General features: G+C 67.5%; 8 protein-coding genes. 3 read left to right on the top strand and 5 right to left on the bottom strand.

The genetic code is table 11. The features are described from left to right. The 5 genes from ACO6VM_RS26900 to ACO6VM_RS26880 form a co-directional block, all read right to left on the bottom strand. On the bottom strand, positions 1-2,475 hold a 2,475-nt coding region (locus ACO6VM_RS26900), incomplete at its 3' end, for a malto-oligosyltrehalose synthase (protein WP_422404053.1). Next, positions 2,472-4,541 carry a 4-alpha-glucanotransferase gene (gene malQ, locus ACO6VM_RS26895; RefSeq protein WP_422402712.1) on the bottom strand — a complete coding sequence of 690 codons (2,070 nt, stop codon included), beginning with the start codon at positions 4,539-4,541 and terminating at the stop codon, positions 2,472-2,474. The genes ACO6VM_RS26900 and malQ, both read right to left, overlap by 4 nt. Further along, a complete protein-coding gene (gene treZ, locus ACO6VM_RS26890) occupies positions 4,538-6,280 on the bottom strand; it encodes a malto-oligosyltrehalose trehalohydrolase (RefSeq protein WP_422402711.1) in 1,743 nt (580 codons plus the stop codon). Before treZ ends, malQ begins: the two co-directional genes overlap by 4 nt. A 14-nt stretch (positions 6,281-6,294) precedes the next feature. Then, on the bottom strand, positions 6,295-7,854 hold the full coding sequence (gene glgA / locus ACO6VM_RS26885) for a glycogen synthase GlgA (RefSeq protein ID WP_422402710.1): 1,560 nt from the start codon (positions 7,852-7,854) through the stop codon (positions 6,295-6,297). Positions 7,855-8,333: 479 nt separating this feature from the next. Then, positions 8,334-8,501, bottom strand: coding sequence for a DUF6026 family protein (locus tag ACO6VM_RS26880; RefSeq protein ID WP_167409825.1), 168 nt, complete (start codon positions 8,499-8,501; stop codon positions 8,334-8,336). 201 nt (positions 8,502-8,702) lie between these two features. Here ACO6VM_RS26880 and gnd point away from each other — a divergent pair, with 201 nt between their 5' ends. The 3 genes from gnd to ACO6VM_RS26865 all read left to right on the top strand — a co-directional run bounded on the left by gnd (position 8,703) and on the right by ACO6VM_RS26865 (position 13,204). Continuing rightward, positions 8,703-9,686 (top strand): phosphogluconate dehydrogenase (NAD(+)-dependent, decarboxylating), encoded by a 984-nt coding sequence (gnd, locus tag ACO6VM_RS26875; protein ID WP_110993610.1) that lies wholly within the window; start codon positions 8,703-8,705, stop codon positions 9,684-9,686. Continuing rightward, complete coding sequence (zwf, locus tag ACO6VM_RS26870) at positions 9,683-11,191, top strand: glucose-6-phosphate dehydrogenase (protein WP_422402709.1); 1,509 nt, start codon at positions 9,683-9,685, stop codon at positions 11,189-11,191. Before gnd ends, zwf begins: the two co-directional genes overlap by 4 nt. Before the next feature lie 201 nt (positions 11,192-11,392). Then, positions 11,393-13,204, top strand: a complete 1,812-nt coding sequence (locus ACO6VM_RS26865; RefSeq protein WP_422402708.1) for a glycoside hydrolase family 15 protein — start codon at positions 11,393-11,395, stop codon at positions 13,202-13,204. Positions 13,205-13,480: the final 276 nt, after the last annotated feature.

Raw genomic sequence — 13,480 nt, 5'->3', positions numbered from 1 at the left:
GTAGGCGCCACGCCGGAACAGTTCGGGATGGCTCATGCGACAGTCCAGCAGCCGGGCGATCAGTGCCTGCTTGATGCGCCCGTCCTGCCAGTGGCCAAGCAGTGCGGCCAGGGGCGTGCTGGCGTCCAGGCTGGCACGCCTTGCAGCGTAGTCCACCGGGCGACGATTGTCCGGGTCGACCAGGCTGAAGTCCCAGTACTCGTTGCCCTGGTACAGGTCGGGCACGCCCGGCGTGGTCATGCGCAGCAGGCATTGCGCCAGGCTGTTCAGCGCGCCGGGGCAGGCGATCTGCCGCGCCGCCTCGTGCAGTGACTGGCGCAGCTGCTGGTTCTGCGCGTCCAGCAGCAGGCCGTTCACATAGGCGGCGCAGGCCTGTTCATAAGCCTCGTTCGGCGCCGCCCAGCTGCTGCGCAGCTTGGCCTCGCGCAGGGCCTTTTGTTGCCAACCGCCGATGCGCTCGGCGTAGTGGCGCAGTGCGTTGGCGTCATGCAGGTCGAGCGCCAGCGGCCAGCTGCCGAGCAGGGTCTGCCACAGCAGCAGCTCATCGCCCGGGCCGGGCGCGGCGCCATCCTCCAATGCCTCGCGCAGCGGCGCCGCCAGTTCGCGCCAGTGCTCCACCCGGCTGGCCAGCCAGGCCCCGCGCTCGCTGAGCACCGCCAGGCGCGCCCGGCAGTCTTCGCCACGCTTGTGATCGTGGGTGGCGGTGGTCAGCAGGTTGTCGGGGAAGTCGCGCAGGCGGCGCTGGGCTTGTGTGTGAAACCACCCTGGGTCGGCACTGAAACGCTCGGCCTCGAAGCCCACATCGTTGCGCGACAACAGCCGGGCGCTGCGGTAGAACGCGGTGTCTTCCACGGCCTTGGCGGCGGTTGGCGCGGTCAGTTGCTGGAAGCGCACGCAGGCGTGACGCAGGTGCTTGCGTGGTCGGCCCGGGGGCAGGCGTCGCCAGGGCTGGCCGCCGAGCCACTGCGCCAGGTGCTCGAGCAGCGGCCAGTCGGCCTCGCTCAGTGACTGGCGGGCATCCGCGAGCGCTTGCTGGAAGAACCCCTCGTCCTCGGCCGGGCGTCCACAGGCGTTGATGTAGGTGCGGTACACCGGGTAGTGCTCGGCCAGCGCCTGTAGCGCGCGGCGGATGGCACCGAGGGTGAGGTCACGGGTCATCAGGTCGTCGCGGGCCACCTGCAGCAAGGCCAGGGCCACCGACTCGCAGTCGCCGGCCAGGCCGGCGTTGAGCACCAGGTGGCGAGCCTCGCGCACTTCCTCGGCAAATGCCGGCCGTTCGCTGACGGCGCTCCACAGCTCGGTCAGCGGTGCCTCGCCCGCCGGGTCGTGTTGCAGCAGCGAGATCTGGTTCATGAACTCGTAGCCGGTGGTGCCGTCGGTGAGCCAGTCGCGGTGCAGGTGTTCATCGGCGCCGAGGATTTTCTCGACGTAGATCGGGAAGTGCTCCACACCCGCCTGCAACGGTCGGCGCGCCAGCAGCCCGTCGACCCGCCGGCGCAAGTTGCGGCAGTAGCGGCGCGGGTCGGCCAGGCCGTCGATATGGTCGATGCGCAAGCCATCCACCAGCCCGCGCTCGATCAGCTCGAACAGCTTGGCGTGGGTGGCCTCGAACACCACCGCACGCTCCACCCGCAGGCCGCCCAGTTCATTGATGTCGAAAAAGCGCCGCCAGTTGATGTCGTCGGCGGCGGTGCGCCAGCTGGCCAGGCGGTAGGTCTGGCGCTCCAGCAACTGGTGCAGGCGCTTGAAGCCGGCTTCGGTGCGGCTGTCGAAGGCGGCCAGGGCGCCTTCGAGGCTGGCCCCGGCCTCGACCACCAGGGCCAGGTCGCGGTGCAGCGCCACGGCGTCGGCCAGCGGTTCGGCGGCCTCGTGCAGGGCGCTGAAGTGTTGGGCCAGGGCCTGCAGCCGTGGGTCTTCGGCACGGCCGAGAATGCGCCCGTAGTCCAGTGGGCAGATCGGGAAACGATGCGCGTGATGGGCGACCTCGAACCGGCCATGCTCGGCGTCGAAGGTCAGGGGCATGTCACCGTTGAGCAGCGCCACGCCATAGTCGCTGCCGAGGAACGGCAACAGCAGTTGCCCGGCCAGCAGCGGGTCGCTGGAGTGCCACTGGATATCGAAGAACTCGGCATAGGGGCTGCGTCGGCCCCAGGCCAGCAGACTCTGCCACCAGGGGTTGTCGGCGCCGCCCACGGCCATGTGGTTGGACACCGTGTCGAGGATCAGGCCCATGCCATGCTGGCGCAAGGCGGCCACCAGGCGCTCCAGCGCGGCCTCGCCGCCCAGCTCGGGGTTGACCCGGGTCGGGTCGACCACGTCGTAGCCGTGGCGCGAGCCTGCACGGGCGGTCAGGATCGGCGAGGCATATACATGGCTGATGCCGAGCTGGGCGAAGTAGGGCACCAACGGCGTCGCGTCATCCAGGGTGAAGTCGCTGTGCAGCTGCAGGCGCAGGGTGGCGGTTAGCGGCTTCATCGATCACGCTCCCAGGCTTGTTCGCGGGCCTGGGCCAGCAGCTCCAGGCGCCGCGCTGCGTCCTCGTCGTCGAGCAGCTCGAGGGCCGTGGCCTTGAAGCGGCGCCGCCAGTTGGGGTGGCCAGCGGTGGTGCCGGGCAGGTTGGGTTGCTCGTCGCAGCCCAGCAGGTCCTCCAGCGGTACCAGCACCAAGGGGGCGCGGGTGTGGCCGAGGTAACGGATCGCCGCGTCGATCAACGCCCGGTCGTCCGGCAATGGGCCGTAGTTGTGCTCGAGGGTGCGACGCAGGCCGTCGCGCTCCAGCGCCCGGCTATCGCGCCAGTGCCCTTCGCTGGTGGCGTCGATCAGTTGCAGGCGGTTGTGCCAGTCGATGTCACGGGCTTGCAGCCAGCCGGCCAGCGGCGCCAGGTCATGGGTGCCGGTGGTGGCCAGGGCGTTGTCCGGCCAGTCGAGGATCGGCTTGAAGCGCCCGGGCGCATCCTGCTCGAAGGGCAGCACGCGCATGCCCAGCACGGCCTTGGCCGCCAGGCGCTCGCGCAGGCCTTCGGGCACGGTGCCCAGGTCCTCGCCGAGGATGATCGCCTGGTGCCGTACCGATTCCAGGGCCAGCAGGCGCAGCAGGTCGTCGAGCGGGTAGTTGAGGTAGGCGCCCTCGCGGGCAGTGGCGCCACGGGGGATCAGCCACAGCCGGCGCAGGCCCATCACATGGTCGATGCGCAGGCCGCCGGCATGGGCCAGGTTGGCCCGCAGCATCTCGATGAAGGCGCGGTAGCCGTTGCGTTTGAGGCCTTCGGGGGAGAAGGCGCAGATGCCCCAGTCCTGCCCCGCGCGGTTGAGGATGTCGGGCGGTGCGCCGACCTTGAGGTCGGCCAGCAGTTCGTCCTGGCGGCTCCAGGCCTGGCTGCCGGCGCCGTCGGCGCCCACCGCCAGGTCGGCGATCAGGCCGATCGCCATGCCGTTGCTGCGCGCCGCGTCCTGGGCGCGTTGCAGGCTGCGTTCGCTGAGCCACTGGCAGAACGCGTGGAATTCGACACGGGCCGGGTAGGCGGCGGCGAAGGCTTCGACTTCCGGGTGATAGGGGTCGTGCCAGGCCTTTGGCCAGTTGCGCCAATCGGCGCCCAGGCCCTGGTCCACCGCCTCGCTTTGCAGCACTTCGAAGCGGCAATGGTGTTCGAGCCGTTCGCCGCCGGCCTCGCGGAAACTGGCGAAGTCTGCGCGCAGCGGGTGGTCGCCCTGGCTGAAGTCCTGGTACAGCGCTTCCAGCAAACGCTGGTGGGCCTTGGCGGCGCGTGGCCAGTCCACCAGTGGCTGTTGCTGCAGGTCTTCCAGTGTCTGCGCAAGCCCGCAGGCCTCGATGGCCATGCGCACGGCGCGTTCGCCCAGCAGGGCTGCGGGGCTGGCGTACAGCGCGTTGAGCAACAGCCGGCTGGACGGTGAATAGGGGCTGAAGTGCTGTTGGTCGAAGGCCGACAGCGCGTGCATCGGGCTGATCGCCAGGGCATCGGCGCCGCGCTCGGCGGCACTGCGCGCCAACTGCTCCAGCGCCAGGCAGTCGCCATAGCCGCCATCGTCGGGGCGGCGCAGGCTGTACAACTGCACCGCCAGGCCCCAGCAGCGCGGTGGCGGTTCGCTAATGGCATCTTCGAGCGCGTGGCAGCGCTGCGGCGCCACGGCGAGGGTGAAGGTGCGGCCGTCGATGGCCAACTGGTGATAGCCGGTCGGCAGCCCACCCGGCAGGCGTGCTTGGGCGTCCAGCACCAGCGTGCGCTGGCTGGCGTCCTCCAGGGTGCAGTGCACCTGGCTGCCGGCGCTGAACCAGCGTTGCAGGCCGAGGGGCTGGTCGACATCGACGGTCAGCAGCGGGGGCAGGTGTTCGCTGTCTTCGGCCTGCTCGACCAGGCGCAGGCTGCTGGCGATGGCCTGGTCGTCGTCAGCGGGGTGGCCAAGGGCTTGCAGCACATGGCGCAGCACCTCGTCGCTGACCTGCTGCGGGCGGTTGTTGGCGTCGATCCAGTCGCGGGCCAGGCCGACGCGGGCGGCCAGGCGGTGCAGGGGCTGTTCGCTCATGGCGTCTCCGGTTCGGGGGGCAGCAGGCTGACCACGCAGCTGTGCGCGGCGAGTGTCGAGTCGGGGTGGGCGTTGTCGCTGCTGTCGTACAGGTGCAGCGCCTGGGCCGGCAGTTGCACGGCCTGGGGCTGGGCGCCGAGGTTGAGGTCGATACGCAGCTGCTGGCCGTTGCCCAGGCGCCAGCGTGCGGTGAGTGCCTTGTCGCCCAGCACCTCGGTGCCGAGTGCGCGGGTGCCGGGCAGGTGCGGGATGAGGTGGCGTTTACGCAGGTCGAGCAGTTGCTGATAGAGGCCGTGCCAGCCGGCCAGCACGTCCTTGTGCTGCGGCCGGGAACGTTCGAAGGTGGTTTCGGCGTTGGGGTCGGGGATCTGTTCGCGTCTGGCGGGGTCGGCGAAGGCGTCGAAGTGGGCGAACTCGCCACGCCGGCCCTCGCGCACGGCATCGGCCAGCGCGTCGTGGAAGTCGGTGAAAAACAGGAACGGCTTGCAGCTGCCGTCGTCGTCGCCCATGAACAGCAGCGGGATCATCGGCGCCAGCAGCAACAGCCCGGTGGCCGCGCGCAAGGCCTGGGGCGGGCAAAGGCGGGTAAGGCGCTCGCCCAGGGCGCGGTTGCCGACCTGGTCGTGGTTTTGCAAAAACAGCACGAACGCGCTGGGTGCAAGGTGGCCGCTGGGTTCGCCCCGTGGCGTGCCATGGCGGTTGGCCTGGCCCTGGAACACGAAGCCTTCGGCCAGGCAGCGTGCCAGCTGGTCGATCGGCCGCTGCTGGTAGTCGGCGTAGTAGCCTTCGGTTTCGCCCGTCAGCAGCACGTGCAAGGCGTTGTGGCCGTCGTCGTTCCACTGAGCATCGAAGCCCTGTTCCAATAGCGCGGCCTGGTTGTGTTCGTTTTCCAGCACCAGCCAGATCTGCCGGCCCGGCGCTACCGCCGCGCGCACCCGCTGCGCCAGTTCGACGAGGAAATCCGGCTGGTCGATGGCGTGCACCGCATCCAGGCGCAGGCCGTCGCAGCGGTAGTCGCACAGCCACATCAGCGCGTTCTGGATGAAGTACTCGCGCACCGCTGGCCTGCGAAAATCGATGGCCGCGCCCCAGGGCGTCTGCCGGTCCTGGCGAAAGAACGGGCTGGCGTACTGGTGCAGGTAGTTGCCGTCCGGGCCGAAGTGGTTGTAAACCACGTCCACCAGCACCATCAGGCGGTGGCCGTGGGCTTGGTCGATCAGTGCGCACAGCTCCTGCGGCGTGCCGTAGCTGTGCTGTGGGGCGAACGGCAGCACGCCGTCATAGCCCCAGTTACGCTCACCGGGGAACTGGCCCAGCGGCATCAGCTCGATGGCGCTGATGCCCAGCGCGGCCAGGCGTGGCAGCGTCTCGGCCACGCCGCTGTAACCGCCGAGCAGGCCCACGTGCAACTCCTGGATCACCGCCTCGTGCCACGGGCGGCCCTGCCAGGGGTGTTGCCATGGGTAGCCGGCAAGGTCCACCAGCTCACTCGGCCCCTGCACGCCCTCGGGCTGATAGCGCGAAGCCGGGTCGGCCACCTTGAGCTGCCGGTCGATCCGCAGCTGATACCGCTCACCGGCCTGGCAGGGGGCAACGCCGACGTACCAACCGTCATCAACGGGCGACAGCTCAACGGCGGGCTGCCGCTCGACTTCCACGCTCACGCTGCGCGCATCCGGCGCCCAGAGGGCAAAGCGCGCCGACGTGGCGTCCACTACCTGCGCGCCATGCCTGTGCATCGTCCGCTCTCCGCTCAGTAGTGGGCGATCTGGGTCTGCCTGACCAGGTCCTCGTACAGCCGCGCGTAGGGTTCCACCGCCTGGCACCAGTTGAAGGGCTGGGTCATCGACAGGCAGCGCATGGCGTTGAGCAGGTGCTTCTTGCCGTACACATAGAAGGCGCGGCTCAGCGCTTCGCGGTAGCTGTCCAGGGTCGAGTCGTTGAACAGGAACCCGGTGACGCCGTTCTCGATGGTGTCGGCCAGCCCGCCGGTATTGCGCGCCACCGGCAGCGAGCCGAAGCGTTGCGCGTACATCTGGCTCAGCCCGCACGGCTCATAGCGCGATGGCATCAGCAGAAAATCGCTGCCGGCGAACATCCGCCGGGCATCGGTTTCGTTGAAGCCGATGCGCACGCCGATACGGCCCGGATGACGCAATGCCAGCTCGCGCATGGCCTGTTCTTCTTCGGGCTCGCCACGGCCGATGATGGCGATCTGGCCGCCTTGCTCGACGATGTAGTCGGCCACGCCCAGGGTCAGGTCCAGGCCTTTCTGGTAGACCAGCCGCGAGACCACGGCGAACAGCGGCCCCTTGGACGCGTCCAGGCCGAACAACTCGCGTACCTGCTGGGTGTTGCGCGCCTTGCCGTCCCAGTCGTTGAGGCTGAAGTTGTGCACCAGGTGCCCGTCGGTGGCCGAATCCCAGCTCTCGTCGATGCCGTTGGGGATACCGCCGAGCAAGCCTTGCTGGGCCTTGCTGGCGAGGAAACCGTCCAGGCCGCAGCCGAACTCGGGGGTGGTGATTTCCCGGGCGTAGGTGGCGCTCACCGTGGTGATGTGGCTGGAGTAGGCCAGGCCCGCCTTGAGGAACGACAGCTTGCCGTAGAACTCCATGCCTTCCTGTTGCATGGCGTGGTCGGGGATCGCCAGCTCCGGGCTGCAGGCGCGGCTGTACACACCCTGGTAAGCCAGGTTGTGGATGGTGAACAGGGTCGGGGTGCTCAGCCCGCGCCAGTGCATGTAGGCCGGGGCCAGGCCGGCCGGCCAGTCGTGGGCGTGCACCAGGTCGGGGCGCCAGTGGGCCATGCCTTCACCGGCGGCAATTTCTGCGGCGGCCAGGCCCAGGCGGGCGAAGCGGATATGGTTGTCTGGCCAGTCGCGGCCGTTGTTGGCGCCGTAGGGGGTGCCTTCGCGCTGGTACAGTTCGGGGCAGATCAGCACATAGATCACCAGGCCATCGGCCAGGTCCATGCGGCCGATCTTGCACGGTGGCAGTGCCGCGTGGCCGCCCAGTTCACCGACGATATGGATGGGGTTGTCGCTCTCCATCACCTGGGGGTAGCCAGGGATCAGCACCCGCACATCGTGCAGGTGGGCCAAAGCCCGCGGCAGGGCGGCGGACACGTCGCCCAGGCCGCCGGTCTTGACCAGGTCGGCGATTTCCGAAGTGACGAACAGGACCTTGCGCTTGTTGGGGTTGTGCTGGCGCTGGGCGCCGGGTGCCTTGACTGTCGGGGCGAGGCTGGGTGGCAGCGGCTCGCGGCTATCCGATTTGAATGCATCTACGTGAGGTTCGACAGCGGCACTGATCATACTTCTCTCCGTCCCTTGTTTTTGCGGGTGCGGGCACCCGTTGCGTTATTTCGTGCTGGTTCTCTCTGATCGGTGGTGCATCTTCGTAGTGCGGTCCTTGCCCGATATCGGTGCGCGCAGGCACGGCACGCTCGGCAATCCGGCCGAAAAGCGTGTAGACGGGTGGGGGTGGGTGGGCCTGGCGTGAGGAAGTCCCTTTGCGTTGGCCTACTTAGCTCCTGACCTGCCCGCATTTCGGAAAGTTCGACTTTTTTACGTCACTTTTTCCGAGCAAAACGCGGGCCGAATCTGGAGTGTAGGGGACGAAACGACATTCTTGTGACTTGCTGGTCATTTTTCTGATGACCGTTCGTCCCCGCAAACGTTGGCGGGTGTTACAAAATTTGTACAGGTAGGGAAGTGCCTGGTCGGCGGGTAGGGCGGGGGGTGAAAACGGGCAGGGCGGGGAGCCGCTCGGCTCCCTGCGCAGGGGCGGTGACTCAGAGGCTGGCGGGCTTGCCTTGCAGGCGGGCCTGTTCCAGCAGTTGGTTCAAGTGCGCCACTTGCTGGCGCAGCTGGTCACGTTCGTCCTTCAGCTGACGCAGTTCATCACGGCGTACGGACACGTAGAGGGTCTGGGTGGGAGTGGCAGGCATCAGGGTACCCATGAGCACACCTCGCAGGGCTGGCTGGTGACAAATCAAAGCGTAGTCGCTTCACGCGGCGCGCATTCTGAATTCTTTCCCTGGCCATGGGAACTTTTTTGTTTATCGTGGTCTCGCCGTTCGTCGGTGAACCCTCTGCGGGTACGCTGGACTAATCTGAAATCCTTAACGGCTGTAATCCATTTCTAACGGGAGCGTCACCACATGCAACTGGGAATCGTCGGGCTGGGCCGCATGGGCGGCAATATCGCAAGGCGGCTGATGCGCGCCGGCCACCGCACCGTGGTGCATGACCGCAACCGTGAAGCGATCACCGGGCTTGAGGGCGAGGGCGCGCAAGGGGCCCACGACCTTGGCGCGCTGGTGCAGAAGCTCAAGGCGCCGCGCGCGGTGTGGGTCATGCTGCCGGCGGGCGAGCCCACCGAGCAGACCATCGCCCAGCTGGCCGAACTGCTGGAGCCGGGCGATGCGATCATCGACGGCGGCAACACCTTCTATAAAGACGACATGCGCCGCGCGGCCGAGCTGGCCAAGCGTGGCCTGCATTACCTGGACGTGGGCACCTCCGGTGGCGTGTGGGGCCTGGACCGCGGCTACTGCATGATGATCGGTGGCGAGAAGGAGGTGTTCGAGCGCCTGGAACCGCTGTTCAAGGCCCTGGCCCCCGGCGTCGGCGACATCCCCCGCACCCACGGGCGCAGCGGTGAGCACGAGCGCGCCGAGCACGGCTACATCCACGCCGGCCCGCCGGGCGCCGGCCACTACGTGAAGATGGTGCACAACGGCATCGAGTACGGCCTGATGCAGGCCTACGCCGAAGGCTTCGACCTGCTGCGCAGCAAGGGCGGCGACGAACTGCCCGAAGACCAGCGCTTCGACCTCAACCTGACCGAGATCGCCGAAGTGTGGCGCCGTGGCAGCGTGGTCACCTCCTGGCTGCTGGACCTGACCGCCGACGCCCTGGTTGCCGACCCACAGTTGTCCGCGTTCAGCGGTTCGGTGTCTGACAGTGGCGAAGGGCGCTGGACCATCGATGCCGCCGTGGAGCAGGCAGTGCCGGTGCCGGTGCTGTCCAGCGCGCTGTTCGCCCGCTTCCGCTCGCGCCAGCAGCAGGGTACTTACGGTGACAAGATCCTCTCGGCCATGCGCCTGGGCTTCGGTGGCCACGTCGAGAAGAAAGGCGAATGACCAAACCAAACATCCCTGCCGCTCCACCCTGCACCCTGTTCCTGTTCGGCGCCAACGGCGACCTGGTCAAGCGCCTGCTGATGCCGGCGCTGTACAACCTGAGCCGTGATGGCCTGCTGGACCGCAACCTGCGCATCGTCGGGGTCGATCACAATGCGGCCAGCGCCGAAGCGTTCGCCGAGCGCCTGCATGCCTTCATGCTGGAGCGTGACCAGGGCCGCGAAGGCAGCGAGCGCTGCCTGGACGACAAGCTCTGGGCGCGCCTGGCCAAGCGCCTGGACTACCAGACCGGCGACTTCCTCGACCCGGCGACTTACCAGGCCCTGGCCAAACGCATCGACAAGACCAGCCACGGCAATGCCATCTTCTACCTGGCCACCTCGCCACGCTTCTTCCCGGAAGTGGCCCAGCGCCTGGGCGATGCCGGCCTGCTCGACGAGTCCGCCGGGGGCTTCCGGCGGGTGGTGGTGGAGAAACCCTTCGGCACCGACCTGGCCAGCGCCGAAGCGCTGAACGCCCGCCTACTGAAGGTGATGAACGAGCGGCAGATCTACCGCATCGACCATTACCTGGGCAAGGAGACGGTGCAGAACATCCTGGTCAGCCGTTTTTCCAACGGCCTGTTCGAGTCGTTCTGGAACAACCATTACATCGACCACGTGCAGATCACTGCGGCCGAGACGGTCGGCGTCGAGACCCGCGGCGCCTTCTATGACAGCACCGGCGCCCTGCGCGACATGGTGCCCAACCACCTGTTCCAGCTGCTGGCGATGGTCGCCATGGAGCCGCCGGCCGCCTTTGGCGCCGATGCGGTGCGTGGCGAGAAGGCCAAGGTGATCGGCGCCATCCGCCCGTGGACGACGAAGATGGCACTGAAAAATTCGGTGCGTGGCCAGTACACCAGCGGCAAACAGGGGCGCAAGCCGCTGGCCGGTTACCGCGACGAGCCCAATGTTGGCAAAGACAGCCAGACCGAGACCTACGTCGCCCTTAAAGTGATGATCGACAACTGGCGCTGGGCCGGCGTGCCGTTCTACCTGCGCACCGGCAAGCGCATGAGTGTGCGCGACACCGAGATCGCCATCTGCTTCAAGCCCGCGCCTTATGCGCAGTTCCGCGAAAGCGAGCTGGAGCGGCCCAAGCCCAACTACCTGAAGATCCAGATCCAGCCCAACGAGGGCATGTGGTTCGACCTGCAGGCCAAGCGGCCCGGGCCGGAGCTGGTCATGGAAAACGTCGAGCTGGGGTTTGCCTACAAGGACTTCTTCCAGATGACCCCGGCGACCGGTTACGAGACCTTGATCTACGACTGCCTGACGGGCGACCAGACCCTGTTCCAGCGTGCCGACAACATCGAGAACGGCTGGCGCGCGGTGCAGCCGTTTCTTGATGCCTGGGCCAGCGAGGCGGGGGAGGTGCATGGGTATGCGGCCGGGGAGGATGGCCCGGAGGCTGGCAACGAGCTGCTGACCCGCGACAAGCGCGAGTGGCACAACTTGGGTTGATGGTTGCCTGCACCGGCCCTATCGCGGGGCAAGCCCGCTCCCACGCTTTGGACCACCCCCAAGGCTTAAGTTGGTGTCCAACTTCTTGGGGGCAGCCCACTTCCGTGGGAGCGGGCTTGCCCCGCGATGAGGCCGACTTGGGCGGAACGACTAGCGCCCCCCAGGCATCCAACCTCAGGCCCACACGCCAAAGGAGCCCGGATGCCTGCCCCCATCGAAGACTACGCCCTCATCGGCAACTGCCGCAGCGCCGCGCTGGTCAGCCGCGACGGCGCCATCGACTGGCTGTGCCTGCCACGCTTCGACGCCCCGGCCGTGTTCGCGGCATTGCTGGGCAACGAAGAAAACGGCCGTTGGCGCATCGCCCCCAGTGACCCGGTGGAGCACTGCACACGCCGCTACCTAGACGACACCCTGGTGCTGGAAACCCACTGGACCACCGCCAGCGGCCGGGCCCGGGTGCTCGACTGCATGCCCCTGGGTGACAGCAACGCCATCGTGCGCATCGTCGAAGGCCTGGCGGGCGCAACCGCGTTCGAGATGGACCTGGTGCTGCGCTTCGACTACGGCCGCAGCGTGCCCTGGGTGGAGAAGATCGACCCGCTGACCCTCAGCGCGGTGGCCGGCCCCGACCGGCTGATACTGCGCAGCAGTGTCGAAGCCCATGGCCAGGACCATCACAGCGTTGCGCGTTTTCGCGTGCGCGCTGGCGAGCGCCAGGTGTTCAGCCTTTGCCACCAGCCCTCGCACCTGCCCGTTCAGCCCGGGTGCGATGTCGATCATGACCTGCAACAGACCATCGCCCAATGGCAGGCCTTCGCCGCCCGCTGCCCGGACGTCGGCCCCTACACCCATCTGGTGCGCCGCTCGCTGCTGACGCTCAAGGCCATGACCTATGCGCCCACCGGCGGCATGGTCGCCGCCGTCACCACCTCGCTGCCCGAGCGCGTGGGTGACGAACGCAATTGGGACTACCGCTACTGCTGGCTGCGTGACGCCACCATGACCCTGCTGGCCCTGATGAACCTCGGCTACTTCGACGAAGCCCAGGCCTGGCGCGAATGGTTGCTGCGCTCGGTGGCCGGCAACCCCGAGCAGATGCAGATCATGTACGGCCTGGCGGGCGAGCGTGACCTGCCCGAGTTCAGCCTGCCCTGGCTGGCGGGCTACGAGCACTCCCGGCCGGTGCGCGTCGGCAATGCCGCCTCCGAGCAGTTGCAGCTCGATATCTATGGCGAACTCGCCGACGCCATGACCCAGGCCATCAAGGGCGGCCTGCCGCGTCATCCGCGCAGCTCTGCCATCGCCCGGCTGATCCTGCCCTATGTGGAAAGCATCTGGCACGAGCCTGACGAAGGGCTGTGGGAGGTGCGCGGCGGCCGTCAGCATTTCGTGCATTCCAAGGTCATGGCCTGGGTTGCCTTCGACCGCGCCGCCAGCCTGGCCGAGACCACCGAGGAAGACCGCGAGCGAGGCAGGCACTACCGGCGCGTTGCCGAGCAGATCCGCGCTGAAGTCTGCGCGCGTGGCCTGGACCCGTCCGGGCAGCACTTCGTGCAGGCCTATGGCTCGACCGAGCTGGACGCCAGCCTGCTGCAGATTGCCCTGACCGGTTTTTTGCCGGCGGATGATCCGCGCTTTCTGCGTACCCTTGAGCAGGTCGAACAGCGCCTGTTGCGCAACGGCCTGCTGCTGCGCTACGACAGCGACAGTTGCAGCGATGGTCTGACGCCGGGGGAGGGTACGTTCCTGGTGTGTTCGTTCTGGCTGGCGGATGTGTATGTGCTGCTCGGGCGTCAGCAGGATGCGCAAATGCTGTATGAGCGGTTGACTGGGTTGTGCAATGACGTCGGGCTGCTGGCCGAGCAGTACGACCCGGTGGGTAAGCGGATGCTGGGGAATTTTCCGCAGGCGTTCAGCCATATCGGGATTATCAATACGGCGTTGAATCTGCACCGGGCGCGGTGTCCGGTGCGGGATAGGGCGCATAGGGCTGATCGGGATAGTGGGTGAGGGCTACCAGGTGCTCGCCGGAGGATTTGCAGCGCCTATCAGATCGAGCGCCGCCCGCGCGGCGCTTCGCGGGTAAACCCGCTCCCACAGTTTGTTTCGGGCCAATGAGTCCTGTGAAAGTACCGGCGCCTGCCTTGGTGCATGCCTTGAGTCATGCGGGGCGGCGGCAACGCCCACACTGAAACCGAGTCGTATCAACAAGGCTGACCAGGTGATGGCACAGGAGAGACTGGCCCGAAACAAACTGTGGGAGCGGGTTTACCCGCGAAGCGCCGC

Source organism: Pseudomonas sp. GZD-209 (assembly GCF_049310485.1).
Lineage (GTDB): Bacteria > Pseudomonadota > Gammaproteobacteria > Pseudomonadales > Pseudomonadaceae > Aquipseudomonas > Aquipseudomonas sichuanensis.
This window is presented reverse-complemented; position numbering and strand designations above follow the sequence as displayed.